This is a genomic window from Curtobacterium sp. MCBA15_007, assembly GCF_001864905.1.
Taxonomy (GTDB): Bacteria; Actinomycetota; Actinomycetes; order Actinomycetales; family Microbacteriaceae; genus Curtobacterium; species Curtobacterium poinsettiae.
The window spans coordinates 233,529-258,364 of sequence record NZ_MJGM01000001.1; the positions used below are offsets into that span (position 1 = coordinate 233,529).

General features: G+C 67.5%; 20 protein-coding genes and 1 pseudogene. 17 read left to right on the forward strand and 4 right to left on the reverse strand.

Annotation, left to right across the window (positions count from 1 at the left end; translation table 11 throughout):
• Positions 1-55 precede the first annotated feature (55 nt).
• Positions 56-4,189, reverse strand: coding sequence for a DUF6049 family protein (locus BIU95_RS19005; protein WP_254783234.1), 4,134 nt, complete (start codon positions 4,187-4,189; stop codon positions 56-58).
• Between the two features lie 127 nt (positions 4,190-4,316).
• Here BIU95_RS19005 and BIU95_RS01120 point away from each other — a divergent pair, with 127 nt between their 5' ends.
• The 8 genes from BIU95_RS01120 (at position 4,317) to BIU95_RS01155 (ending at position 12,057) form a co-directional block, all read left to right on the forward strand.
• Positions 4,317-5,783 carry a CCA tRNA nucleotidyltransferase gene (locus BIU95_RS01120; RefSeq protein WP_042540011.1) on the forward strand — a complete coding sequence of 489 codons (1,467 nt, stop codon included), beginning with the start codon at positions 4,317-4,319 and terminating at the stop codon, positions 5,781-5,783.
• A 176-nt stretch (positions 5,784-5,959) separates the two neighbouring features.
• Positions 5,960-6,355 carry a 30S ribosomal protein S6 gene (gene rpsF / locus BIU95_RS01125; RefSeq protein ID WP_042539967.1) on the forward strand — a complete coding sequence of 132 codons (396 nt, stop codon included), beginning with the start codon at positions 5,960-5,962 and terminating at the stop codon, positions 6,353-6,355.
• A 3-nt stretch (positions 6,356-6,358) separates the two neighbouring features.
• The gene (locus tag BIU95_RS01130) at positions 6,359-6,928 is read left to right on the forward strand and encodes a single-stranded DNA-binding protein (protein WP_017887833.1); all 570 of its coding nucleotides are present in this window, start codon (positions 6,359-6,361) and stop codon (positions 6,926-6,928) included.
• Positions 6,929-7,028: 100 nt separating this feature from the next.
• Positions 7,029-7,286, forward strand: a complete 258-nt coding sequence (rpsR, locus tag BIU95_RS01135; protein ID WP_017887834.1) for a 30S ribosomal protein S18 — start codon at positions 7,029-7,031, stop codon at positions 7,284-7,286.
• A 14-nt stretch (positions 7,287-7,300) separates the two neighbouring features.
• Positions 7,301-7,753, forward strand: coding sequence for a 50S ribosomal protein L9 (rplI, locus tag BIU95_RS01140; protein WP_017887835.1), 453 nt, complete (start codon positions 7,301-7,303; stop codon positions 7,751-7,753).
• A 619-nt stretch (positions 7,754-8,372) separates the two neighbouring features.
• A complete protein-coding gene (dnaB, locus tag BIU95_RS01145; RefSeq protein ID WP_017887836.1) occupies positions 8,373-9,686 on the forward strand; it encodes a replicative DNA helicase in 1,314 nt (437 codons plus the stop codon).
• 504 nt (positions 9,687-10,190) lie between these two features.
• Complete coding sequence (locus BIU95_RS01150; protein WP_071249973.1) at positions 10,191-10,919, forward strand: hypothetical protein; 729 nt, start codon at positions 10,191-10,193, stop codon at positions 10,917-10,919.
• Positions 10,909-12,057 carry an ImmA/IrrE family metallo-endopeptidase gene (locus BIU95_RS01155; protein WP_071249975.1) on the forward strand — a complete coding sequence of 383 codons (1,149 nt, stop codon included), beginning with the start codon at positions 10,909-10,911 and terminating at the stop codon, positions 12,055-12,057. Before BIU95_RS01150 ends, BIU95_RS01155 begins: the two co-directional genes overlap by 11 nt.
• Before the next feature lie 152 nt (positions 12,058-12,209).
• Here BIU95_RS01155 and BIU95_RS01160 read toward each other — a convergent pair whose 3' ends face one another.
• Positions 12,210-12,563, reverse strand: a complete 354-nt coding sequence (locus BIU95_RS01160; protein ID WP_071249977.1) for a metalloregulator ArsR/SmtB family transcription factor — start codon at positions 12,561-12,563, stop codon at positions 12,210-12,212.
• A 116-nt stretch (positions 12,564-12,679) separates the two neighbouring features.
• Here BIU95_RS01160 and BIU95_RS01165 point away from each other — a divergent pair, with 116 nt between their 5' ends.
• The 6 genes and pseudogenes from BIU95_RS01165 (at position 12,680) to BIU95_RS01190 (ending at position 18,273) form a co-directional block, all read left to right on the forward strand.
• Entirely contained in the window at positions 12,680-14,083 is a 1,404-nt protein-coding gene (locus BIU95_RS01165) for an FAD-dependent oxidoreductase (protein ID WP_071249979.1), read from the forward strand.
• 11 nt (positions 14,084-14,094) lie between these two features.
• A complete protein-coding gene (locus BIU95_RS01170; protein WP_254783236.1) occupies positions 14,095-15,489 on the forward strand; it encodes an arsenic transporter in 1,395 nt (464 codons plus the stop codon).
• A 20-nt stretch (positions 15,490-15,509) separates the two neighbouring features.
• Positions 15,510-15,926 (forward strand): annotated as a pseudogene (locus BIU95_RS01175) (arsenate reductase ArsC).
• A gap of 20 nt (positions 15,927-15,946) precedes the next feature.
• Entirely contained in the window at positions 15,947-17,344 is a 1,398-nt protein-coding gene (locus BIU95_RS01180; RefSeq protein WP_071249981.1) for an FAD-dependent oxidoreductase, read from the forward strand.
• 14 nt (positions 17,345-17,358) lie between these two features.
• Positions 17,359-17,754, forward strand: a complete 396-nt coding sequence (locus BIU95_RS01185) for a low molecular weight phosphatase family protein (protein ID WP_071249983.1) — start codon at positions 17,359-17,361, stop codon at positions 17,752-17,754.
• A gap of 114 nt (positions 17,755-17,868) precedes the next feature.
• Positions 17,869-18,273 (forward strand): hypothetical protein, encoded by a 405-nt coding sequence (locus BIU95_RS01190; protein ID WP_139179581.1) that lies wholly within the window; start codon positions 17,869-17,871, stop codon positions 18,271-18,273.
• A gap of 80 nt (positions 18,274-18,353) precedes the next feature.
• On the opposite strand, the gene BIU95_RS18045 is transcribed toward BIU95_RS01190, so the two are convergent.
• Both BIU95_RS18045 and BIU95_RS01205 read right to left on the reverse strand, forming a co-directional pair.
• Positions 18,354-19,097, reverse strand: a complete 744-nt coding sequence (locus tag BIU95_RS18045) for a hypothetical protein (RefSeq protein ID WP_139179582.1) — start codon at positions 19,095-19,097, stop codon at positions 18,354-18,356.
• A 106-nt stretch (positions 19,098-19,203) separates the two neighbouring features.
• Positions 19,204-19,791: a hypothetical protein gene (locus tag BIU95_RS01205; protein ID WP_139179583.1), complete on the reverse strand. Its 588-nt coding sequence runs from the start codon at positions 19,789-19,791 to the stop codon at positions 19,204-19,206.
• Positions 19,792-20,628: 837 nt separating this feature from the next.
• On the opposite strand from BIU95_RS01205, the gene BIU95_RS01210 reads away from it, so the two are divergent.
• From BIU95_RS01210 to BIU95_RS01220, 3 genes are read left to right on the forward strand one after another with little or no spacing between them, the layout of a single operon-like run.
• Entirely contained in the window at positions 20,629-21,579 is a 951-nt protein-coding gene (locus tag BIU95_RS01210; RefSeq protein ID WP_071249993.1) for a hypothetical protein, read from the forward strand.
• Positions 21,576-23,702, forward strand: a complete 2,127-nt coding sequence (locus BIU95_RS01215) for a Mu transposase C-terminal domain-containing protein (protein ID WP_071249994.1) — start codon at positions 21,576-21,578, stop codon at positions 23,700-23,702. The genes BIU95_RS01210 and BIU95_RS01215 overlap by 4 nt, the downstream gene beginning before the upstream one ends.
• Positions 23,699-24,832, forward strand: coding sequence for an ATP-binding protein (locus BIU95_RS01220; RefSeq protein ID WP_175470698.1), 1,134 nt, complete (start codon positions 23,699-23,701; stop codon positions 24,830-24,832). Before BIU95_RS01215 ends, BIU95_RS01220 begins: the two co-directional genes overlap by 4 nt.
• Positions 24,833-24,836: the final 4 nt, after the last annotated feature.

Consider the following 24,836-nt stretch of genomic DNA (forward strand, 5'->3'; position numbering starts at 1 on the left):
ATCGTACCGGCGTGGCATTCCGCACGACCCGTGAGCGTGCGGTGCTCGGCTGGGATCAGCGGCCGAGCTTGCTGCGGAGCATCCGGACGGCGTTGCCGATCTCGCCGTTCTTCGCGACGACCAGGGCTCCGAAGTACACGGCGACCATCGCGGCGCCGGTCAGGACGATCGTGATGAGGGCCCCGGTGCGGTCGGACATCGCGAACCCGGACTCCGAGAAGGCACCGAAGAAGTTCACGACGAGGAGCCCGACGACGCCGGAGATCAGCGCCGCGATGACGAACTGGACGTGCGACCGGGTGATCACCGGCCCCTCGATGTGCCCCAGCCGCTTGCGGACGACCACGAGCGCGACGATCGTCTGCGCCGATCCGGCGATCGTGGTGCAGGCGGCGACACCGATGCCGATGACCGAGGTCGGGAACGTCGAGACCGCCAGGGCCCCGATGACGAAGAGCACCGACTGGATGCACTGCATGAGGAACGGGGTGCGGTGGTCGTGCATCGCCCAGAAGACGCGCTGGATGACGAACAGCATGCTGAACAGGACGAGACCCGGCATGTAGGCGACGAGCACGGCACCGACCTGCAGCGCGCTCTCGAACGTTCCCTCGTACAGGCGGCCGAACGGGACCGCGACGACGATCAGTGCCACCGAGGCGAAGACGGTGAACAGCCCGACGATGCGCAGGGACAGCGACAGGTTGCGGCGGACCGCGTCGAGGTCACCGCGCTCGGCGTCGTGGCTCATCCGGGTGAAGTAGGCCGTCGCGATGGACACCGTGATGATCGAGTGCGGGAGCATGAAGATCAGCCAGGCGTTTCCGAGCACGGCGTTGCCCGGACCGTCGTCCCGTCCGAGCCACGCGACCTGCGACTGCACGATGCCGGCGATCTGGGTGACGAGGATCATCGCGAAGAGCCAGCCGGCAGCGGTCCCCGTGGACTTGAGGCCCACGCCGCGCCACCGGAAGTCGGGGCGGAACGACAGGCCGGCGCGCTTCCAGAAGAACGGCAGGAACGCGGCCTGGGCGAAGACACCGAGCGATGCGCTGCCGGCCAGGAGTGCGATCTTCGCCGGCGTCCACTGGTCGAGCTGGCTGCCGCTGGTGCCGTACAGGGCGATGAACACGACGAGGCCGCCGATGGCGATGACGTTGTTGAGCAGCGGCGCCCACGTGAACGGCCCGAAGACCTGCTTCGCGTTGAGGACCTCGCCGAGCAGCGAGTACATCGCGTAGAAGAGGATCTGCGGCAGGCACCAGAACGCGAAGGCGACGGCGAGGTCGGTCGCCTCGGGCCCGGAGCCGACCGATGAGCTCGTGTAGAACCGGACCAGCAACGGTGCGAACACCGTCGCCACGATCGCGATGACGATGAACACGGATCCACCGAGCGTCACGATCTTGTTGACGTACGCCTGGCCGCCGTCCGTGCCGGTCTTCATCGCGCGGACGATCTGCGGGATGAGCACGGCGGACAGCAGACCGCCGGCGATGAGCGCGTAGATGTTGTTCGGCAGCTGGTTCGCGACCGCGAAGGCGTTGGCCGAGGGGCTCGCGTTCTGCCCGATCGCGTACGCGAGCACGAACGTCTTCGCGAAGCCGAGGATCCGGCTCACCATCGTGCCCGCCGCGAGCATCGCGCTCGCCCGGCCGAGACTGCGCTCGGCGACCGGCTCGGCGTCGACGTCGGGCTGGGGCTGGCTGGCGCTGATGGTCGGCTCCTCGGCGTCGCGGTCGTCCGCGACGGTGGTGCGTGCTGCGTCGGACGGGAGGCGCGGCTCGGCCCCGGCGCGCGCGATGGCGTCCTGCAGGGGGCCGTGGTCCACCGCCGCGGCCGGCGCCGTGGTCGACGTGGCGGCCGGCGTTCCTGCGGCCGCAGCGGCCGTGGACGCGGCCACGCTGGGTGCGGTGGCTGCTCCGGAGGGGCGATCCGTGCCTCCAGGCCGGGTCGTCGTCGCCTGCGCGCCCCCGACCGTCGGCTGGACCGCCAGGGGGCGGTTCGGGTCGTCGTCATCCTCGTCGTCGAGTTCGCCGTTGCGGCGCCGGATGCGCTTGCGGATGCTGCGGAAGATGCCGAAGCCGAAGATGCCGATCAGGGCGATCGCAGCGACCGCGGTGATGACGGTCTCCCACTGCGCCTGCACGTTGAGCTCGACCGTGGCGGGCTGGGCGACGGCGACACCGGTCGGACTCGAGAGCGACATCGTCAGTTCGACCGTGCCGTTCGCGACCGACTGCACCGGGACGGTGGCACGGGTGGAGGAGTCCGGCTGGATCTCGACGACGATGTCGTTGCGGACGACGCGGAGCGCCGAGTTGGACGGCTGCACGGACAGGTGCACCGTGACCGGGTAGTCGGAGCTGTTCCGGATGGACACCGGCAGCGACGACCGGTCGCCGAGCAGGGTGAGACTGCTCGAGTCGACGATGCCGACCTCGGTCGTGCTCTTCGCCCACGCGGCCGCTCGGGCCTCCACCGCGGCTGCGAGACCCTGGTCGTCATCGCGCCAGGCGTTCGAGGCGAGGGCGAGCAGGCGGAGCCGTGCCGGGGCCGTCAGCTGGTTCGGGTCGCCGAGGATCGTCGCGAACGCGGTGAGGCCCTGCTCCCCCCGCACGAGCTTCTGGAGCTGGTCGATGCGGGATTCGCCGGTGGACGCGCTGGCGAGCGTCAGTGACCCGGGTGTGGCGTCCGAGGCGGTGGAGAGGTCGGCGGGAGCGACCCACGGCGTGCCTTCGAGCGCGTCCAGCGCCTGGCTGAGCCGCGTGGAGTCGGACGGCCACTCGCGACCCAGGGTGAGCAGGATCGGGCCCGTCGCCGAGCCTTCACGGGCCGAGGTGGCCAGTGTCGCGGTGAGCTCGGACATCGTCGACGACCAGCTCTGGCGGTCGGGGGCGGTCGCTGCGCGGCGGAGCATCGACGACATCGACTGGTCGGAGACGAGCACGTGGTCGCCGCCGATCTTCTCGGACGCGGCGATCGTGGTGTCCGCGCCGGCCGAGGTGTTGCCGCTCGAGACGATGGTGGTCTTGGTACCGGCTCGCCGGAGTGCGGGGAGGTCGTCGGAGGACACCGTGCCGTCGGTCGGCCAGGCGATCGGGTCCATCGAGTAGGGGAAGTCGAGCAGGGACTCCGTGGTGGGCAGGGTCTCCTGCGCCTGGTCGGTCCCCGGGTCGGTCGTGGCGTCGTCCGGGGCCTGGGCGGGCGCCGGTGACGAGGTCTGCCCCGGGGTGGCGCTCGGCGTCGGCGCCGGGGTCTCGGCGCCGGGGAAGTTCTCGGCCTTGACGGACTCGTCGAGGGAGATCGGCGACAGGATGCCGTCGGACCCGGCCTGCCGGAGCCCGGTCACGTCCGCGTCGGCGTATGGCAACGCGAAGGTCTCGTTGCGCATGGCCTGCAGGCGTTGGAGCCAGCTGACCGCGCTCGAGGGGGCGTTCTCGCCGAGGATCCGGATCGAGGCGATGATCCGGGGGTCGACGGCCACGGCGACGTTGTGGTCTTCGGCCGCGTCGAGCTGCTGCGTGAGGGTGCCGTCCACCGAGGTCGCGGCGGCCAGCACCGGGGCGGTGAGGATGCCGTCGGTGGACTTCGGCACCGTGACGGGCATCGCGACGGACACGCTGACCGGAGCCTGCTCGAAGTCCGGGTACCAGGTGATCGCGGACCGGTCGACGGCGAAGGCGTCACCCGCCGTGTACTCCGCCGCGATGCGCCGGGCACCGAACGACGAGTACCCGCCGAGTGCCACGTTGCCGGAGACGATGTCGACCGAGTCGATCGTGACCGAACGGTGCGCCGGGACCGCCGGGATGTCCACGGAGTCCATCGGGGCGCCGAGGTAACCGGTTGTGGTGGTGTCGTTGAGCCAGCTCGCCAGGACGTCCCGGGTGCTCACCGAGCGGAAGATGTCGAACTCCGCGGTGCCCGCCGGCAGGGCTGCGTCGGTGTCGTTCGTGACGGTGACCGACAGGGTGAGGTCCTGGTCGCGCTGGACGATCCCCCGGTTCGCGGGGGCGATCGAGATGGTCGCCTTCCCCGCGTCGGCGGCGGCTGGGTCGGCGACGTGGCTCTTCGGTGCGGAGACCGTGGCGGCCGAGGCGTGGTCGGTGGTGACGGGCGCGACGACCAGGCCGAGCGCGACGAGGGTCGACGCGGCTGCGGCGAGCGTGGTGCGGAGCATCTGCATACGGGGAGCGGGCCACGGGGTCGGTTCGGGCCGAGCACGAGTGTATGAGGCGCGACCATGAACAGGACCCGTGCGCGCGCGGCTTGTGGAGAACTCGGGCCCTCGATCTGGGAGGATGAGCACCGTCATGCAGTCCGTTGCCCAGGCCGTCGAACGACTCGACGCACTCGCCACCACCGAGCCCGTCGACCTCCTCGCTCGGGCCTTCGCCGACGCCGGACACGAACTCGCCCTGGTCGGCGGGCCCGTCCGTGACGCGTTCCTCGGCCGTCCGGTGACCGACCTCGACTTCACGACCGACGCCCGGCCCGACGACATCCTGCGGATCGTCGAACCCATCGCGAGCGCCACGTGGGACGTCGGCCGCCAGTTCGGCACCATCGCCGCACGGGTCGCCGGCGAGCAGGTCGAGATCACCACGTACCGCAGCGACGTCTACGACGGCGAGACCCGCAAGCCCGAGGTCGCGTTCGGCGACACCATCGAGGACGACCTGCTCCGTCGCGACTTCACGGTGAACGCCATGGCGCTGCGGCTGCCGGCCCGCGAACTCGTCGACGTGCACGGCGGTGTCGAGGACCTGCTCGCCGCCCGGCTCCGGACGCCGCAGACCGCGGTCGTCTCCTTCCGCGACGACCCCCTGCGGATGATGCGCGCGGCCCGGTTCACGTCCCAGCTCGGGTTCACCGTCGACGACGACGTGCGCGCCGCGATGCAGGAGCTCGTCGCGTCGATCGACATCGTGTCCGCCGAGCGCGTGCGCGACGAGCTCGTCAAGCTCCTCAACACCAGCGACCCCGTCCCCGGCATCCGGCTGCTCGTCGACACCGGCCTCGCCGAGCGGTTCCTGCCGGAGCTGCCCGAGATGCGGCTCGAGGTCGACGAGCACCACCACCACAAGGACGTCTACGAGCACTCGCTCACCGTGCTCGAGCAGGCCATCGGGTACGAGGCCGAACGGCACGCCGGCGATCCCCCGGACACCGTGCTCCGGCTCGCGGCGCTGCTGCACGACATCGGCAAGCCCGCGACGCGCAAGCTCGAGCCCGGCGGCGCCGTGAGCTTCCACCACCACGACCTGGTCGGCTCGAAGATGGCGAAGAAGCGACTCCGTGCGCTCCGCTTCGACAACGACACCATCGCCGCGGTGTCCCGGCTGATCGAGCTGCACCTGCGCTTCTTCGGGTACACCGAGGGCGCCTGGACCGACTCGGCCGTCCGCCGCTACGTCCGCGACGCCGGGGACCAGCTCGAGCGACTGCACGAGCTCACCCGCTCGGACGTGACCACCCGCAACCGCCGCAAGGCCGACCGGCTGGCGTTCGCGTACGACGACCTGGAGGAACGCATCCGGGTGCTGTCGGAACAAGAGGAACTCGAGTCGATCCGTCCGGACCTGACCGGCGACGACATCATGCGCATCCTCGACATCCCGCCGGGGCGTGCCGTGGGCGAGGCCTACCGGTTCCTGCTCGAGGCCCGGATGGACGAAGGACCCCTCGGCGAGGAGACCGCCGAGGAGCGCCTGCGCGCGTGGTGGGCCGCCCGGGGCGAGACCGGCGGCACCGGCGCCACCGGCGCCACCGGCACCTGAGACGCGACCGCCTGACGGGCGGAACCGTTCTCCACAGGCCGGTGGCGCGCCTCCAGGCAGTCCGGTAGGCTACCCAGGTTGCCCCACGCGCACCTGCGTGGTCTGGGGCACATGCATCAACCCTCCTGCCCCGGGAACCGCCCGGGGCCGCTGAGACCAGAGGAGGTGGGTTCCGCATGCACCAGTACGAACTGATGGCGATCCTCGACCCCGAGATCGATGAGCGCACCGTCGCTCCCAGCCTGGACAAGTTCCTGGCCGTGATCCGCAACGCGGGTGGCACCGTCGACAACGTGGACGTCTGGGGCCGTCGCCGGCTCGCGTACGAGATCGCGAAGAAGTCCGAGGGCATCTACGCCGTCGTCGACTTCACGTCGTCGCCCGAGGCCGCCAAGGAGCTCGACCGTCAGCTCGGTCTCTCCGAGGCCGTGCTCCGCACGAAGGTCCTCCGCGCTGAAGAGGGCATCGCGCAGGTCGCCGCCCAGAAGCAGCGTGACGAGGCACGGGCGGCCCGCAAGGCCGCCAACGCCTCCCAGGCCGCAACCGCGACCGCGACCGCGAGCGCCGAGTAACCCGTGGCCGGCGAAACCGTCATCACGGTGGTGGGCAACCTCACCGCGGACCCCGAGCTGCGCTACACGCAGAACGGGCTCGCCGTGGCGAACTTCACCATCGCGTCGACCCCTCGCACGTTCGACCGTCAGGCGAACGAGTGGAAGGACGGCGACGCGCTGTTCCTCCGTGCGAGTGTGTGGCGCGAGTTCGCCGAGCACGTGGCGGGGTCGCTGACCAAGGGCTCGCGCGTCATCGCGCAGGGTCGTCTGCGTCAGCGTTCCTACCAGGACCGTGAGGGCCAGCAGCGCACGAGCATCGAGCTCGAGGTCGACGAGATCGGCCCGTCGCTCCGCTACGCGACCGCACAGATCACCCGCGCAGCGGGTGGCAGTGGCGGCGGTCGTGGCCAGGTCGGCGGCGGCGGCAACGCCCCCGCGGGCAACGGCGGCGGCAACTGGAACAACAACGGTGGCGCTCAGTCGGACGCGCCCTGGTCTCCCCAGGGCGGCCAGCAGGGTGGCGGCAACGCACAGTCGAACGACGTGTGGAGCACCCCCGGCGGCAACTTCGACGACGAGACCCCGTTCTGATCGGAGCACGCAGCGCCGCCTGACAGCGGCAACTGCGAGTTCCGGACTGATCCTCCCGGTTCCGACGGACACACAACTTTTCTTCTAAGGACAAATCACTATGGCTGGAAAGAGCACCGGCGACCGCCGGAAGCCTCGCGGCAAGGGCGGCAAGAACGCTGCTCCCGCGAAGTCGATCAAGGTCGGCGTCATCGACTACAAGGACGTTGCGACCCTTCGCAAGTTCATCTCGGAGCGTGGAAAGATCCGCGCCCGTCGCATCACCGGCGTCTCCGTCCAGGAGCAGCGCCTCATCGCCCGTGCCGTGAAGAACGCCCGTGAGATGGCGCTCCTCCCCTACGCCGGCTCCGGCCGCTGATCGGAGGTCGACACATGTCGAAGCTCATCCTCACCCACGAGGTCTCCGGCCTCGGTTCCGCTGGTGACGTCGTCGACGTCAAGAACGGCTACGCCCGCAACTACCTCATCCCCCAGGGCTTCGCTGTCGCGTGGTCCAAGGGCGGCGAGAAGCAGGTCGAGTCGATCCGTGCCGCGCGTACCGCGCGCGAGCTCGCCACCATCGAAGAGGCACAGGACCTCAAGATGAAGCTCGAGAACGCGACCATCACCCTGTCGGTCAAGGCCGGCAAGGACGGTCGTCTGTTCGGCTCCGTCCGTCCGGGTGACGTCGCTGACGCCGTCCAGGCGCAGGGCGTCGGCTCGCTCGACAAGCGCAAGGTCGAGGTCCCCGCGACCATCAAGACCGTCGGTGACCACGAGGCCACCGTGCGCCTGCGCGAGGACATCACTGCCGTGATCTCGCTCCAGGTCGTCGCTGCCAAGTAGCACTGACGTTCCGCTCCACGACGGGCGGGTCTCCTCCGGGAGGCCCGCCCGTCGTTGCGTTCCAGGGGCGGTCGCGCGGCTTGTCGTACGGCTGTCGCCGAGACGGTCACCGGCCTGGAGGCGCGGGTCGACTCGGCTGGCTGGTTACGTTGCAGGCGGGGTCAGGCTGGCTGGGAGCGGGCCGAGAACTCTTCCCACAGGAGGGGTGCTTGTCAAGTCGTTTTACACAGTGGAAACGTGTCAAATCGGAACCTTCAACGGGTAGTTGAACCCCACTTTTCCACACATCGTGTGCAACACAAAAGCCCAGTTCAAGCGGTCGAAAGTGTGTTCGTACGGGCCTTTTTCCACAGGCTCCTCCACAGTTGTCCACACAGCAGTTCGGCGTGTTCCGCAACCTCTCCACAGAGTTATCCACAGGGCCGTTTGTTGGGGATAACTCTCGGGCCATAGGTTGGGCCAGCGACTCGGGGATGTCGGTCGCCGGGGGTAGAAACAGGGGTGCGGGTTCCGGCCGGTGGGTGCTGACCCGCCGCTTCCGGTCCGTGTCGTCAACAGAGGAGAGCGTGTGTCGATCGCACATCTTGAGCCCGCACCGCAGGACTACGCGGAGCGCGGCATGGAACGCACCCCGCCGCACGACATGCTCGCGGAGCAGTCGACCATCGGCGGCATGCTCCTGTCGAAGGACGCCGTCGCCGACGTCATCGAGACCGCACGCGGCGTGGATTTCTACGTCCCCAAGCACGAGGTCATCTTCGACGCGATCCTGTCGCTCTACTCGCACGGTGAACCCACCGACGTCATCGCCGTCACCGACGAGCTGACCAAGACCGGCCTGCTGTCCCGCGCCGGCGGCGCCGAGTACCTGCACAGCGTCACGAGCATGGTGCCGACCGCCGCGAACGCCGGCTACTACGCCGGCATCGTCGCCGAGAAGGCCGTGCTCCGTCGGCTGGTCGACGCCGGCACCCGCATCGTCCAGATGGGCTACGCGTCGGAAGGTGAGGTCACCGACCTCGTCAACAGCGCCCAGGCCGAGGTCTACAACGTCGCCGGTGGTGTGCAGACCGAGGACTACGTCCCGCTGACCGACGCCATCTCCGCCGCGCTCGACGAGATCGAGGCCGCCAAGGGCCGCGACGGCCAGATGACCGGCGTGCCGACCGGGTTCGCGCAGCTCGACGGCCTGACGAACGGCTTCCACCCCGGACAGCTCATCATCGTCGCCGCCCGCCCTGCGCTGGGCAAGTCGACGCTCGCGCTCGACCTGTGCCGCGCCGCCGCGATCAAGCACGACCAGACCGCCGCGTTCTTCTCGCTCGAGATGGGCCGCGCCGAGATCGCCATGCGTCTGCTCTCCGCCGAGACCAGCGTGCCGCTGCAGAACATGCGCAAGGGCACCGTGGACTCCCGCGACTGGACCACCATCGCGCAGACCCGCGGTCGCATCAACGACGCCCCGTTCTTCATCGACGACTCCCCCAACATGACGCTCGTCGAGATCCGCGCCAAGTGCCGTCGACTCAAGCAGCAGCACAACCTGAAGCTCGTGGTCATCGACTACCTGCAGCTGATGACCTCGGGCAAGAAGGTCGAGAGCCGCCAGCAAGAGGTCTCCGAGTTCTCGCGTGCCCTGAAGCTGATGGCCAAGGAGCTCCAGGTGCCCGTCATCGCCCTGTCACAGCTGAACCGTGGGCCCGAGCAGCGTGCCGACAAGAAGCCCGCGATCTCCGACCTGCGTGAGTCCGGCTCCATCGAGCAGGACGCCGACATGGTCATCCTGCTGCACCGGGAGTCGGCGTACGAGAAGGACAACCCACGTCAGGGTGAGGCGGACCTGATCGTGGCGAAGCACCGTAACGGGCCGACGGACACCATCACCGTGGCGTTCCACGGGATGTTCTCGCGGTTCGTCGACATGCCGCAGTAGGCGCCTGTCGTCGCGCACACATGTGAAGTGAAAGACAAGTCGTCGTTTTGAAGCGCAAGTTGTCGCGATTGAAAGCCAACTTGTCGCGACCCGCGGCGCTGGACACGCTCGCGAACCTCCCGGGCTGATTCGGCTCAACTTGACGCCGGGTCGAGGGCCCGCCCGCTTCTGGTATGCCAAGCAACGTGTCCAACTGCCACCGAACAGGTATCGGTCACGGCGGTGAACACGTTGTACTCAGGGGCGACATTGATGTTCCGTCGCCTAACAGCACCGTGGGCACCATCAGGTCCAAGGGAGGCGAGGCGGGCGGCAGACCAGCCCGGCTCACGGCGGCCGACCGTCCGGGCGCGCCTTCCGCGTTGGCTCGGGCTGGGTGAGTGGCCGCGGAGTGTCCGCAGCTAGCGTCGAGACCAAACCGTAGATGACTGTTTGGAGCACTTTTCTAAAGTTTCGATGTATGATTGTTGACGACGACGACCCTCGACTCCCGGGAGCAGGACAATGAGCAGCACCGATTACCGGCCGACTTACTGGATGCTCGAGGCGTTCGGCGCTGACAGCGCGGACGTTGCCGCGGGGCTCGCTCGCGCCGCGGCGTCGGCTCAGGCAGATGGGCATGACGCGAAGACCAGTAGCCGCCTGCGCACCAATGAAGCGTACGGCGCGACCACGTGGATCTCGCTCGCGCATCACGTAGCGGCGGAGCTCGAAGACCTTGGCGCGGAGGTCGTTCGGCCCGCGGGTGGCCGTTACCGTGTCGCCGTCCTCAACACGACGCTGGTGTTGGCGGCCAAGCTCCCGGCGAGCACCAACGGGATCGACGACTTCAAGATCACGTCCGCGATTCGCCAGCGCATCCTGCGGCTCTCGCCGGTCGAGGTGGACACTCCTCTGAACTTCGGGGACGACTACGACCTCCTCGACGCGGGCGGAGAGGTCGTCAATGACTCGGAGTTCGGTACGGCCACTCGTGCAGTTCTCGTTGTCGTCGAGGGCTCCGACCGCAGCGGCGTCGAACGGATCCACATCGGAGACGTGCGCGTCAGTGACGACGGAACGGTGCTCTGGGTGCACCGCGAGCAACTCCCGACGGCGGTCGAAGTCGCGGCCGACCTGGGACTTGTGGCCCTCGATCTCGAGCAGCCAATGGATTCCTTCTCGGCCGGCGATGCGCCGGAGGTGTCGCTTGGGCTCGTCGAAGGCGAGGACACTGGTACCGATGAATCTTGATCGAGCATTCGGTACTGCCGGACGGGTGTCCCTCTCGCTAGAGAAGGTCGCCGAGGCCTTCGACGGTGATCGGCTCCGGCAAGCACGTCAGCTTGCCCTGAAGACGAAGCAGGACGTTGCGGCAGCTATAGGTGTCTCCGCCGCCGCGGTGGGTCAGTACGAATCGAATGTCATGGCACCGCGCCCTGAACTCGTGGGCGCACTCGCCTCCGCTCTCGACGTTCTACCCGAGTTTTTCTCTGCTGGACGCCCGCAGTCCAAGCTTGAGTCCGGAGACGCGTTCTTCCGCAGCCTTCGGTCAACGACGGCTCGTCAGCGAGCGAAGGCGACGTCTTACACGGAGCAGGTGTGGGAGCTCGTCAACGTCATCGAGCGGCATGTTCGCCTGCCCGAGGTCAGCCTGCCTCGTCTTGACTCTGAGGCCAGGCAACCGTTCGATCCGGTGATGACGGCCCGAGCTGTTCGTCAGTTTTGGGGGTTGGGCGGTACGCCCGTCCGTCATCTCGTACGACTGCTCGAGAGCAAAGGCATCGTCGCAGTGCTCGTGCCGATGGTGGAGGAAGAGGTGGCTCGCATCGATGCGTTCTCGACTCTCGCGTTCGATCGGCCGCTCATGGTGCTCTCGGTCGACAAAGTGGATGACGTGTTCCGGCACCGTTTCACTGCTGCGCACGAACTCGGTCACCTGCTCATGCATGGGGAGTACAGCGCGGGAGACCCTGCCCTAGAGCGGCAAGCAGACCGTTTTGCTGCTGAATTCCTCATGCCGACCAACGTCGTCCGACACGAACTTCCGAGCAGGTTCGACATGCGAAAGCTTGCTCAGCTCAGTGAGCACTGGGGAGTGTCGGTTCAAGCGCTGGTTTACCGCAGCAAGGAGCTCGGACTGATCTCGGACTCTGCTGCGCGGCGTGCGTACATCAAGCTCCACGAGCTCGCCGGGACCCCAGCGGTTACTTCGCGACCTGTACGTCAGTATCCGGGCGAGGTGCCCGGGATGCTTGCTCAAGCAGTTGAGCTCGCGAGCAGAAGCAACGTGACGATCGCATCTATCGCGGCCGAGCTCGCATGGAAGCCGTCACGGGTGCGTCGTCTCCTCGGCGAAGTCGACTCTCGTCCAACGCTGACGCTCGTCTAGACGGAGTCGACCGTGATCGAGTTCAGGCCCGCCGTCCGTCCGGTCAGCGGGCCTGCACCAGTTCCTGCAGTACCAGCAACCCCAGGGGGCGAAGGGCAAGTGCCCCGCCGCTCGGCCCACCACTCGCAGAGAACGTCGGGCGTGACTGAGGGCTATCGCGTCGGCGCGGTGATGAGGCCGGCAAGGGTGTCGAGGGCACCAGGGATGAGTGAGAAGTAGGCCCAGGTGCCGCGCTTTTCGCGGTGCAGGATCCCGGCGTCGACGAGGACCTTGAGGTGGTGCGACACGGTCGGCTGGGACAGGCCGAGCGGTTCCTGCAGGTCACACACGCAGGCCTCGGCGCCGTCGTGTGCGGCGACCATCGAGATCAGCCGGAGCCGTGCCGGGTCGGCGATCGCTTTGAGCGACTTCGCGAGGACCTCGGCGGATGCCTGGTCCATCGCCTCGGTGGTGACGGGCGAGCAGCACGCCGTGACGTCCTGGATGGGAAGCAGCTCGATCGTCATGGGCTCATCCTCCCACGTGCTTCGACACGCGTCTATATTTGCGTTCATCGATATCGACGTGCTTCGATGTGGACGCCGGGTTCCGGCTCCCGCTCGATCCGTGAAGGACCAGCTTGATGACTCACCTCCTCGCCGTCGGTGGCAGTGACGCCGGCATCGCCGCAGCGCTCCGCGCCCGTGAACTCGACCCGTCGACCGATGTGACGGTGGTGCTCGCGGACGAGTTCCCGAACTTCTCCATCTGCGGCATCCCGTACTGGGTCTCCGGGGACGTCGCCGCGGAAGCGTCGCTCGCGCACCGCACCCGCGCGGACCTCGAAGCCGCTGGCATGACCGTCCGCTCCTCCACCTGGGCTTCCGCGGTCGACGTCGACCGCCGCCGGCTCACCGTCACCGGCCCTGCCGGAGTCGAGGAGATCGACTACGACGAGCTGCTGATCGGTACCGGCGCCGAGCCGGTGCGCCCGGCAGGGGTGCCGTTCGGGGAACCGGGCATTCACCTGCTGCACTCGATGACGGATGCCGAGCAGGTCGTCGCTGCCCTCGAGCTGCTGCCGGCGGGGAGCCGTGTGGCGGTCGTCGGTGCCGGCTACATCGGCCTCGAGATGACCGAAGGGCTCGTCGCGCGCGGGTTCGACACGACGCTGATCCAGCGTGGCCCGGAAGTGCTCTCAACCCTCGACCCGGAACTCGGGTCCCTCGTCACCGCCGAGGTCCGCCGCCATGGCGCAACCGTCCTGACCGGTTCCACCGTCACGGGCATCACCCCGGGCGGCAACCGGCAGTGGCGCGTCGCCACCAGCTCCGCCTCCGGTGACGCGGAGGGCACGTTCGCGCTCGTCGTGGTCTGTGTCGGCGTCCATCCCGTCACGGACCTCGCGGTCGCCGCTGGGGCACGGCTCGGTCAGGCCGGCGCGATCGTCGTCGACGCGAGCATGCGGACCGGGGTACCGCACGTGTGGGCTGCCGGTGACTGCGTCGTGACGCACCACCGCCTCCTCGGCACCACCTGGTTGCCGCTCGGGACGACAGCGCACAAGCAGGGCCGCGTCGCCGGGGAGAACATGCTCGGCGGCTCGAAGACGTTCGCCGGGTCGGTGGGGACGCAGGTGGTGAAGGTGTTCGACCTCGTCGCCGCCCGCACCGGCCTCCGCCAGCACGAGACCGGCCCACTGGACGTGTCGCCGCTCACGCGGGTGACAGTGGCGGATGACCACAAGCGGTACTACCCGGGTGCCGTCCCGTTGACGATCAGCGTCACCGGCGATCAGCCAACCGGCCGGCTCCTCGGTGCGCAGATCGTCGGGCAGCGCACGGCGGAGATCAGCAAGCGCATCGACACGTTCGCCACCGCCCTCCACGCCGGCCTCTCGGTCGATGACGTGATCGATCTCGACCTCAGCTACACGCCGCCGCTCGGGTCCCCGTGGGACGCCGTCCAGGTCGCCGCGCAGGGGTGGGAACGCGCCGCCGCCGCGGCGAACCAGGCTGCAGTGAATCAGGCCGCGGTGACGGCCTGATGGTGCTGGCGGTGGTCGCGGCAGCGATCTTCGTCGCGACGCTCGTGGTGGTGATCTGGCAGCCCAAGGGATTCCCGATCGGCTACACCGCGCTCATCGGCGCCGTCATCGCCCTCGCCACCACCGTCGTCGGCCTCTCCGACATCCCGACCGTGGTCGGGATCGTGTGGAACGCGACCCTGACGTTCGTCGCGGTGGTGCTGATCTCGTTGATCCTCGACGAGGCCGGGTTCTTCGAGTGGGCGGCCCTGCACGTTGCCCGCTGGGGCCGCGGTAACGGACGGCTGCTGTTCGTGCTCATCGTCGGCCTCGGTGCCGTCATCGCGGCGGTGTTCGCCAACGACGGTGCTGCGCTGATCCTCACCCCGATCGTCGTCGGGATGCTCCGGGCACTGAACATGCCGCAGAAGGCGGCGCTCGGGTTCATCCTCGCCACGGGGTTCATCGCCGACACCGGCAGCCTGCCGCTGGTGGTGTCGAACCTGGTCAACATCGTCTCCGCCGACTACTTCCACCTCGGCTTCGCCGAGTACGCCGCCGTCATGATCCCGGTCGGCATCGTCTCCGTCCTGGCCTCCCTCGGCATGCTGCTGGCCTACTTTGGTAGGAGCATCCCGAAGCGGTACGACGTCCTCGCCCTCACCAGCCCCGCCGCCGCGGTCACGGATCGTGCGACGTTCCGCGCTGGCTGGGTCGTCCTGGCGCTGCTGCTGGTCGGCTACTTCGCCGCCGATCCGATCGGCGTCCCGCTTGCGGCCGTCGCCGGCGTCGGGGCGGTCGTGATCGTCCTCGTCGCGGCTCGGCAGCCCGCGTTCCTCTTCGCCCGTGACGAGGCCGCGCCGGTCCTCGTCAGCACCGGCGGTACCGCCACCGTCAACGCTGGCGGTAATCGTGGCGCCGGGATGCCGTCGGGGCGGGTGATTCCGGTGTGGAAGACGATCCGGGAGGCGCCGTGGCAGATCGTGCTGTTCTCCATCGGCATGTACCTCGTCGTCTACGGCCTCCAGAACCAGGGCCTCACCGACCACCTCGCCAAGCTCTTCGACGTGTTCGGCGACCACGGGGTCCTCGTCACCGCGCTCGGCGTCGGGTTCACCATCGCGATCCTCGCGTCCCTGATGAACAACATGCCCACCGTCCTCATCGCCGCCCTCGCCATCGGCGGCGCCGGCGCGACCGGGCTCACGCACGAGGTAATGGTCTACGCCAACGTCATCGGCTCCGACCTCGGCCCGAAGATCACCCCCATCGGCTCCCTCGCGACGCTGCTGTGGTTGCACGTGCTGGAGAAGAAGGGCATCCACATCGGGTGGGGGCAGTACTTCCGCACCGGCATCGTCCTCACCATCCCCGTCCTCGCCGTCACCCTCGCCGCCCTCGCCGGCTGGCTCACCCTCATCCACTGACCCCGGAAAGACACACACCCATGAGCGACAAGCCCACGATCCTGTTCGTCTGCGTCCACAACGCCGGACGCTCCCAGATGGCCGCCGGCTACGCCCAGGCCCTCGGCGGCGACCGCGTCGAGGTCCTCTCCGCCGGCTCCGAGCCGAAGAACCAGATCAACCCGATCGCGATCCAGGCGATGGCCGAAGACGGCATCGACATCGCCGGCAACCAGCCGAAGATCCTCACCACCGACGCCGTCCGCGACTCCGACGCCGTCATCACCATGGGCTGCGGCGACGCGTGCCCGGTCTTCCCCGGCAAGCGGTAAGAGGACTGGGAACTCACCGACCCCGCCGGCCGCAGCATCGAGGACGTCCGCCCCATCCGCGACGACATCAAGCACCGCGTCCAGACGCTCCTCGCCGAGCTGCTGCCTACCGAAGCAACCGCGTAACGACCAGGAAGCCGCAGACCATGACGATCACCCTCACCGTCCCACCACGCACCGACGCGGACCGCCTCACCGGACTCCCCGTCGCCGTCATCGGCGCCGGCCCCGTCGGACTCGCCGCCGCCGCGCACCTCCTCGAGCGCGGCCTCGACGTCGTCGTCTACGAAGCCGGCCCGACCGTCGGGACCAGCGTCCGCGCGTGGGGACACACGCGCCTGTTCTCCCCGTGGCAGTACGTCATCGACCCCGCCGCGCAGCGTCTCCTGGAAGCCACCGGCTGGGAAGCACCGCGTGCGTCGTCTCTGCCCACCGGCCAGGACCTCGTCGACACGTACCTGGCACCCCTGGCAGCCACCCCGCAGCTCGCACCGGTGATCCAGTACGGCATCCGCGTGGAGGCGGTGTCACGGCAGGGAATGGACCGCACCCGCTCCACCGGCCGCGACGACACCCCGTTCCTGCTTCGCCTCCACACCGCCGACGGCGTCACTGACGTGACCGCGCGTGCGGTCATCGACACTTCCGGCACCTACACCTCCCCGAACCCCCTCACTGCCGCCGGGCTCACACCCGCCGCGGACCTCGGCGACCGGGTCGTCCACGCACTTCCCGACGTCCTCGGCGCCGACCGTGCCCGGTTCACGGGGAAGCGGGTCGTCGTCGTCGGTGCCGGCCACTCCGCGGCGAACACGCTCATCAAGCTCGCCAGCCTTGCGAAGACCGCGCCGGGTACCGACGTGCTATGGGCTGTCCGGAACGCCGGCACGGCCCGGCTCGGCGCGGACGCCGCTGACGGGCTCGCCGCTCGCGGGCAGCTCGGCTCCACCGTCCACGGGCTTGTCGAGTCCGGTCAGGTGCAGCAGATCGCCTCGTTCGAGATCGACGATGTCCGACTCGACGGCGACCAGGTCACCGTCACCGGCCGCCGTGCCGGAGAGCCCTTCGCGGTGACGGTGGACGTGATCGTGAACGCGACCGGGTTCCGGCCCGACCTCGACATGCTTCGCGAGATCCGCCTCGGCCTCGACGACATCGTCGAAGCACCCCGAGCCCTCGCACCGCTCATCGACCCGAACCTGCACTCCTGCGGGTCCGTGCCCCCGCACGGCGTCGCTGAGCTTGCGCACCCGGAGCCGAACTTCTTCATCGCCGGCATGAAGTCCTACGGCCGCGCCCCCACGTTCCTGCTCCTCACCGGCTACGAGCAAGTCCGCTCCATCGCCGCCGAACTCGCCGGCGACCACACCGCAGCCCGACAGCTCGAACTCGTCCTCCCCGAAACGGGCGTCTGCTCCACCGACATCGGAGGCAGCTCCTGCTGCACCACCCCAGCCGCCACCGCCACTCCGGACGTTGAGGACGCGACCTGCTGCACTCCGCCAGAGCCGACTACTGACAGCACCTCCTGCTGCACCAACTGACCAGACCTGCATCCATGACCACGAAGCCCACTGTCCTGTTCATCTGCAAGCACAACGCCGGCCGCTCCCAACTCGGCGCCGCCCTCCTCGAACTCGCCGCACCTGACCGGTACACGGCCACCTCCGCCGGCATCGCACCGGCCGGCGAGGTGAACCCATCGATCGCCGCGACCGTGCGCGAGCTCGGCCTCGACATCACCGGACGCGTACCCCGGCGCGTGACGGCCGACCTGCTCGAGCAGGCGGACATCGTCGTCCTCATGAAACCCGGCCTCGAACTCCCCGCAGAACCACGCGGGACAGTCCTCGAGTGGTCGTTCCCCGACCCCGCCTCCTGGTCACCGGCAGACGTGCGACCGATGCGGGACGCCGTCACAGAACGCATCGAACGAGAGCTCCTCAACCCGTAGTGACCATGCCGTCCGGATAGGGAGCGAAGCCAGAAGCACGACTCAGACCGAAGCTGCCTACTGTTGTATATCGCCAATGCCCGATGCATCTTGCTGTGGCGGGAGGGGGAAGTCATGCCAGAGGATCCAGAAGGGCAGGCGTTCAAGGACGCGCGAGCGCAGGTGCGCTGGATGATAGAGCAGCAGAACCGGCAGCCCAACGTCTTCACGGGGGTGAAAGACCGGGATCTGATCACGCTGATGGATCGGTTCGCGGGATCGCTCGAGTTCCACTCGATGTTGGTCGCCGGGCAGTTGATGGCCGAGGTGAGCCGTCGCCAGATGTGGGACGCGGTCCTGGAGCGACGGACCGCGATGCTGTCTCGTATGCACCCCGCAGAGGATGTTTCGACGCTGCGGGACAAGGCTCGGGCGTCGCTCGATCACTTCCGGAACGAGCACTTTCCGGTTGATCCCGACGTTTTCGGGGAGGACGGGTCAGATGCGGAGCGGGACTGGAACGGGTACATCCAGTTCTGACGTCTACATTCGTGAGGTCCTGCCGCCCCATTAGGTCGGGGATATTGCGAGTGGGGCTGAGCAGGTCTTCGGTGCAGGATCTATCTCAAGCGCCGGGTCTCGAGTAGTTCTAGCAACGGCTGCACCCCGCGGCCCGCGGTGAGCCATTCGACAGGCGTCGCCGGTTCGCCGTGGATGCGCGTGTACGGGTGCGTTGTCGTCATGAAGCCGAGGATCGACGTCGGGTGCATGTCGTCGTCGAAGGCTCCGGCCAACGTCGATAGGTGGTCCAGCACGGGGTGGTTCGGGTCGTCGGTGAACTGCCATGCCGGGAACCGAAGCTCGTCGTCGCATACGAACGCGAACAGGTCGCCGAACGCGAGCTGGGTGAGGACCCGTGCGCTGCCGGCATCCAGCCAGTCGGCCGCCTCCTCCAGGGTGAGGGAGGCGCTCATTGCGCGCTGCCAAGAGCGGCGTTCGGCTGCTGCGAGCTCTCCGCGTGCGACTGCAGCCTTCGCTGCTTCGTACCGCTCCCGGGTGCCGAACGCGGACTCGATGAGTGCGTCTTCCTCGTCAGGTGTGAGCTCTCGGTGGGTTCGACGACGCGGCGGGTTGTGGCGCGGCCCGAAGTCTCGACCGTCGGCGTGAACACCGATCAGTCGCGTGAAGGCGCCGTCTTGCCGCGGCGGGGCAAGCTTGCGGTCCCGGGCAACCAACACAGCATCGTCCGCATCCGCGAAGTCGATGGCGGCGGTGCTGCGGACGCTGTCGGGCAGGTCGTCACCCGTCAGGGCGGCGAGAGCAACACGTGCGCGTGCGCGTGCGATCTGTACTCGTGACGTCATCGGGCACTCCCCTCGTGTTCGAGTTGTTGGTCCTCCACAAGCGCCGCCAGGAGGGATGGGTGAGTGGAGGGCGATTGTGAGACGCGAATCGGCGCTCGAGGTGTTCCTACTGCCAGCTCGCGGCTTCGAGATGGTCGAGGACGACCTGGACGTCGCCGCCGATCGTCAGCCACTCGACTGGTGTGAAGGACTCATCGGTTCCCTCGATCTCGAGGTCCGCGTTGTACATGAAGCCGAGGATCGTGGACGGGTGCTTCTGCTCGCCCCACGCCGGCGTGAGTCGCGCGAGGCCGGGCAGGACAGGTATCGCTGGGTCATCGGTGAATTGCCACGCCGGGTACCGCAACTCACCGTCCCAAACGAAGGCGGTCACTTCCCCCACAAGGAGGAGCGCATGCAGCTCAACGTTGCTGACGCCCAACCACTCCGCGGCTTCGTCGGCTGTCAGCGAGGCGATGAGGCCCTCGAGTTCCGTGCGGCGTTCGATCTCCTCCAGCTCGCCGCGAGCGACTGCCGCCTTCGACTCCTCGTACTCGGCGCGGGTCATGCTGCCGGAGCCGATGAGGAAGTCCTCGTCCTCGGGCGTCGCTTGGCGTCCGCGTGGTCCGCTCTGAGGTTCCTCGATTCGTCCGTAGTCGCGGCCATGAGCGATGACACCGACCATGGACCCGAAGCTCAGTTTGGGGATGGTCACGACACTCACTCCCTCTGATGAATCATCTCTGCGCGTTAAGGAGGGCCAGCCGAGGCGTCGGACCGGCGGGCAGTTGGAGTGAGGAACCGGAACGGGCTGCAACGAGCGGGGCACTCGCCGCCGGGACCACGATCCGATTGCCACAGAGTCCCCCGAGATCCGCTCGTTTACGAGCAGAAACGGGCGAATCTACGGCATAGTCAGGTCCGAGAACGATGGGATCGATACACGACCTCGCTACTGGGAGGGTGGTTACACTTGAGCTTCGAACGCAGGCATGCTGAAGATCGGGCTGGCTTCGGCCGCCCGTGCTTCGGACGTGAGGAGTCTGCCAGGGCTCCACTGTCCACGCTGCGTTCAGTTTTCGTCGCTGCCTGTCGAGCAGCGACGTGCTCAATCCGTTCCTCGGTTCCGTCCCGGGATGTTCGCACGCCCTCTGGCGTGTGACAACTCGGGCTCGTCTCACGGACCGAAGGAACCAGCGCAGTGTCAGACCTGAACCGCAAACCCGCCGGACGGCCTCGGCGGAAAGTTGCCGACCCCGAGGAAGCAGCTCGCATCCTTGCGGCGTTGAGGCAAGAGCACCTTGCGCAGATCCGAGGTGCCGAACGTCGCCGTCGACTCGCCTTGGAGGCAGCGGAGCTCGGCGTGACGGCTTCGAACATTGCGGAGGCAATCGGGTCCAAGCAGACAACGGTCTCCCTATGGATTCGGAGGGCTCGCGACGAACGCGGCCCCTCGGCACCATCTCAGCAGAAGGACGGCTGACTTTCCAGCATCTATTGCTGTGAACCTGCCGTTGTGCCTACGCTGATCCCATCGGCGACGAGGCGGGTGATGGCGATGAGCGACGTGTTGGACGCTTGGGCGGACGAGTACTGGCCGGACGCGGTGACAGGACTGCAACTCGGCGGCGAGGACCTCGAACAGGTCCTCGCCCGACACGCAGGCTTCGAGCGGCACCGCCACGGTTCTCGAGCACGACTGGCGCGCTCGATCCGCGGGGTGCGCCATCTTGACTTCCCCGACACGGCGGGCTTGCGCAGCCCACGACTGGTGTTCAGCGCGGATGGCTACGCCACCTACCCTCGGGACCTTGAATCAGTCCGATGGAGCGACTTCACCGAGGCTCACCCGCTGCGCGACTTCTCCCGTCGACCCGGGCAGAAGAACAAGCCGATCGCGTTCTACAGCACGACCGTTCGCGACCTGGTTAACTGCGAATCCCGACTCGAGCGTTCCTTCGTCCTCGTCGCCGACTACGACCCACGGGTCGTGCACATCGGCGCGCAGTCGGTCGCGATCCAATTCCCGCCAGGCGACGAGCTCCGCCGCCACACCGTGGACTTCGTCGTTCTGGCACTCGGTCGGGTACCTGTCGCTGTTGACGTGAAGACGCCCTCCGAGGCGGCCAGGCCGGAGGCGATTGCTCGACACGAGCGTGTCCGCAAGATCCTGAATCGCGCAGGGATAGGACACGTCGTGTGGACCGGCCGCGACCGTACGGTGATCGAGAACCTTGCCTTTCTCGCGTCGTCGAAGGTGCCTATGGCCGTCGCCACTACGGTCCGGGCTCGCGCTGTCCAGCACAGCCGCGGAGGCATTGCCGCCGGTCAGCTCGCCACGGAGATCGCGCCGTGGATCGGTGACTGGCCAGCCAGCAGTGGTCGCACAGCGCAGCCCCGATCGATCGCCCTCGTCGTCGTTCGGAGTCTGATCTGGGACCGGCACCTGACAACGGACCTTACGATTCCGTTCACGCAAACGAGCCGAGTGTTCGCAGCATGAACCAGTGGGTGCGGTGGCTCCGCGACGACCGACAGATCACCTGGCAGGGGCAGGAAGCGAAAATCCTTCGCATGGGGACGACCGTGCAGCTCGAGGACCTCAACGGCGAGCGGCTGCCGGACGTCCCTGTCTGCGATTTTGCTCTCGCTGTCCGAAACACACACCTGCCGGCGTCGGACCGGCCGCGGTCCTTCGCCGTCGAGAAGAAGATGACCTCGAGGGCGTTGAAGCGGTTCGAGAAGGACAAGGCGATGCTCTTGCTGCTGCAGACTGGGCTTAAGCCTTCAGATCCGGTCAACACTGTTCCTCAGCCCGCGCTGAACCCGAAGTTCCACACGTTGGCGGAGCGCACCACAACGCTCGCGAAGATGCGGGCTCGTAAGCCGAGGAAGAACGGCCGGCAGAAGAAGCACCGAGTGGAATGGTTGTCGGAACGGCGCCGCCTCGAGCGCCTCCTCAAGCGGTACCGCGAAGGCGGATCGCAGGCACTCATCGATCCCCGATACATCGCGCCTCGGAAGATTCAGACCGGTGAGGCGCTCCTCGACGAGCTCACAACCTTCCTCAACGATCGTCGCGTGAAGTCGACGACGACCGTGTCGGCGAAGATCGTGCTCTTCCGCAAGCACTGTCGCAAGAACGGCATCTTCCCCGACTTGCCAACCGACCGCACCATCCGCAGCCGCATTAACCTCCTGATGGCTCGTCGGGAAGAGTTCCGCGGATCTGCGTCGGCCAGGATCTCCGCCGGAAAGCGGCCCGACCCGGCGGAGTTCCAGCGTTTGACGAGCCGTGCCGGGGAACTCGTTCTGTTCGACACCACCACCGTGAACGTGTGGGTCATCGACCCTGTCACGCGCGAGACCTATCGGCCAGAGTTGACCATCGCGCTGGATCACTACACCCGCGCGATCGTTGGTATGAGCGTGACCAAGACGACCTCCGCCTTCGGCGTCGTCCTCTGCCTCGCCGATGTCCTCCGGCCGAAGACGACCGAACTCGTGGCCGAATGGACAGAATCTGGCGAACAGCCCGCGCTCCAGACGTTCATCGGCGTCCCCGCCGGAATCGCCTGGTTCCCCGGATTCCATCCGGAAGCCGTCGGCGTCGACAACGGCATGCCCTTCCGAGCAACGGCCACATCAGGCGAGATGGCCCGCATCGGAACCTCCCTCGAGCCGCAGCGCGCGCTGACGCCGACGGACAAGGCGCAGGTCGAGCGAGTGTTCCGGACAATCAAGGACCTCTTCGAGTCAATGCTCTCGGCCTTCACGGGCGGATCCGTGCATGAGAAAGGCGAAGATCCCCGTGCCGAAGCGGTGTGGACAGGCGAGGAGTACGAGCGCCGCATGCGCCAGTTCATCGACCTCTACAACCACCGCCTGCACGCCGGACTCCGGCACGAGCGCGACCCCTACGTCGACCTCAGCCCCTACGTGATGTGGGCGCTCTCCCTCGAAGAAACGGGCATGCTGCCAGACGTCACCGCCGCGCACGAGTGGATTCGCTTCCTCCCGTCCGTGCAGGCGACCATCTCTGCCAGCTCACTCACCGCGAGAAAACTCAAGTACAGAAGCGCCCACCTTCGCGAGATCCAGCGCGACGGCCGCGCACTCGACGGCAACAAGATCAGGGTCTACTACGACCCATCCGACCTGCGCCGGACCTACTGCTTCGACGGCGACGGCATGCTGCACTCCCTGCGCTGGGACAAGCTCACCGCGCACACGCCGAGATTCGGTGAGACCGCATCGAACTGGATCGATACAGCGCTCCTCGAGAAACCGCCGACCCAGGCACAATTCACTGAACGCCTGCTCGACCTCCTCGACGAGATCGACTCCGACACCCCTGAAGCCGTCGCGGTCCGGCGGAAGAGCATCGGGGAGCGCATCGTCGGAAGTCAGACGGACAAGCTCCGCAACGAAGACCTCGAACCCATCATCGACGACCGCGTCGAACCGCTCAACACCGAGCAAGATCCACCCGCCGAAAGCATCCCAGTAGTTGAGCCTGCTCCTGTCGCTGAGCCGGAGCCCGTCGGGTCGACCCTTGCGCCCGTGACGCCACTCCACCCGCGGCAGCGCCTTCGTCGAGCAGAGTCGAGAACGAACGGATGGTGAGCGGCAACGCAGAAACCACGGCAGCCGACGAGGACGAGCACCTCCAACGGCTGAGCGAGGCGGACCGAGCCTTCATAGATGAAACCGAGAACCCGTCGACGCCGGACCCAGGCCTCCGCACAATGCAGCAGATGGCCTCAATGACTCCAGACGATCGCATGCTCTACCAGTACGAACGGGCACAGTGGCACGCGAGTATGCCGTTCCTCTACACGGCGACAGCGACACCGGTGATGAACTCACTGACCGTGAGCGCCCTGACGGCGACGAACAAGCCGATCCACCAGCGCGGCGTTCCCGTCGTCTCAGGCCCTCCTGGTGTTGGGAAGTCCTTCATCGTTCGGCAGTTCACAGCCAACGAACTCCGACGTCTCGCTCGACTCGACCACATACGAGGCGTTCAGCCAAGCCCATCTCGCGATTTCGACGTCATCGAGCGCTCTGCGCTCTACATCGTGCTGGAGGACGGCGTGGACGTGCGAGGCATGTACTTCACGATTCTTCGCGAGCTTGGGTGGCCAGCAGAACGCCGAGAGCCGTCCGTTCAGGTGCAGCGTGCGCTGAGTGCTTGCCGAACACGCCTGTTGGTGCTCGACGAGATCCACAACGTCAAGTTCGATGGCCAGACCGGTCGCCACGTGCATCTTGCGCTCAAATGGTTGACGAACATCGGAACGCGCGTCGTCCTCTGCGGGAACGACATCGGCTGGATGCTCACCGACCCGCCGAAACGGCCGATCGAATCTTCTCGTCGAGGATCAAAGGGCCGATGGATACCGATTCCGGTCCGGCCAATGGGTCATCAGTCGACGCTCGAGCGGGAGGCGTGGAGCGACCTGCTGGTCGAGTACGAAGACCGTTTACGGTTGCCCGGTCAACCGCGCCGCGCAGGCTGGCTGTCGGCAGAGCTTGCGGACTATCTCTGGGTGTCGACCCTCGGATACATGAACAGTCTCGCCACGCTCATCGACTCGGCAGCCGCCGCGGTTGCATGGGACGGCACCGAGCACATCACCCGCGCCGTCCTCGACGAGATCCTCCTCGAAGAACACGTGCAATCTGGACGACCCGCGCGTCTGGCGCTCTTCGACCGCAACAAATACGACTTCAATGTCGGTACCGATGCCTAACCGA

Excerpts from the sequence above, each read along its gene's own strand:
- BIU95_RS19005 (WP_254783234.1), bottom strand. The coding sequence starts at position 4,189 with ATGCAGATGCTCCGCACCACGCTCGCCGCAGCCGCGTCGACCCTCGTC.
- BIU95_RS01120 (WP_042540011.1), top strand. The coding sequence starts at position 4,317 with ATGCAGTCCGTTGCCCAGGCCGTCGAACGACTCGACGCACTCGCCACC.
- rpsF (WP_042539967.1), top strand. The coding sequence starts at position 5,960 with ATGCACCAGTACGAACTGATGGCGATCCTCGACCCCGAGATCGATGAG.
- rpsR (WP_017887834.1), top strand. The coding sequence starts at position 7,029 with ATGGCTGGAAAGAGCACCGGCGACCGCCGGAAGCCTCGCGGCAAGGGC.
- rplI (WP_017887835.1), top strand. The coding sequence starts at position 7,301 with ATGTCGAAGCTCATCCTCACCCACGAGGTCTCCGGCCTCGGTTCCGCT.
- dnaB (WP_017887836.1), top strand. The coding sequence starts at position 8,373 with ATGGAACGCACCCCGCCGCACGACATGCTCGCGGAGCAGTCGACCATC.
- BIU95_RS01150 (WP_071249973.1), top strand. The coding sequence starts at position 10,191 with ATGAGCAGCACCGATTACCGGCCGACTTACTGGATGCTCGAGGCGTTC.
- BIU95_RS01155 (WP_071249975.1), top strand. The coding sequence starts at position 10,909 with ATGAATCTTGATCGAGCATTCGGTACTGCCGGACGGGTGTCCCTCTCG.
- BIU95_RS01160 (WP_071249977.1), bottom strand. The coding sequence starts at position 12,563 with ATGACGATCGAGCTGCTTCCCATCCAGGACGTCACGGCGTGCTGCTCG.
- BIU95_RS01165 (WP_071249979.1), top strand. The coding sequence starts at position 12,680 with ATGACTCACCTCCTCGCCGTCGGTGGCAGTGACGCCGGCATCGCCGCA.
- BIU95_RS01180 (WP_071249981.1), top strand. The coding sequence starts at position 15,947 with ATGACGATCACCCTCACCGTCCCACCACGCACCGACGCGGACCGCCTC.
- BIU95_RS01185 (WP_071249983.1), top strand. The coding sequence starts at position 17,359 with ATGACCACGAAGCCCACTGTCCTGTTCATCTGCAAGCACAACGCCGGC.
- BIU95_RS01190 (WP_139179581.1), top strand. The coding sequence starts at position 17,869 with ATGCCAGAGGATCCAGAAGGGCAGGCGTTCAAGGACGCGCGAGCGCAG.
- BIU95_RS18045 (WP_139179582.1), bottom strand. The coding sequence starts at position 19,097 with ATGACGTCACGAGTACAGATCGCACGCGCACGCGCACGTGTTGCTCTC.
- BIU95_RS01210 (WP_071249993.1), top strand. The coding sequence starts at position 20,629 with ATGGCGATGAGCGACGTGTTGGACGCTTGGGCGGACGAGTACTGGCCG.
- BIU95_RS01215 (WP_071249994.1), top strand. The coding sequence starts at position 21,576 with ATGAACCAGTGGGTGCGGTGGCTCCGCGACGACCGACAGATCACCTGG.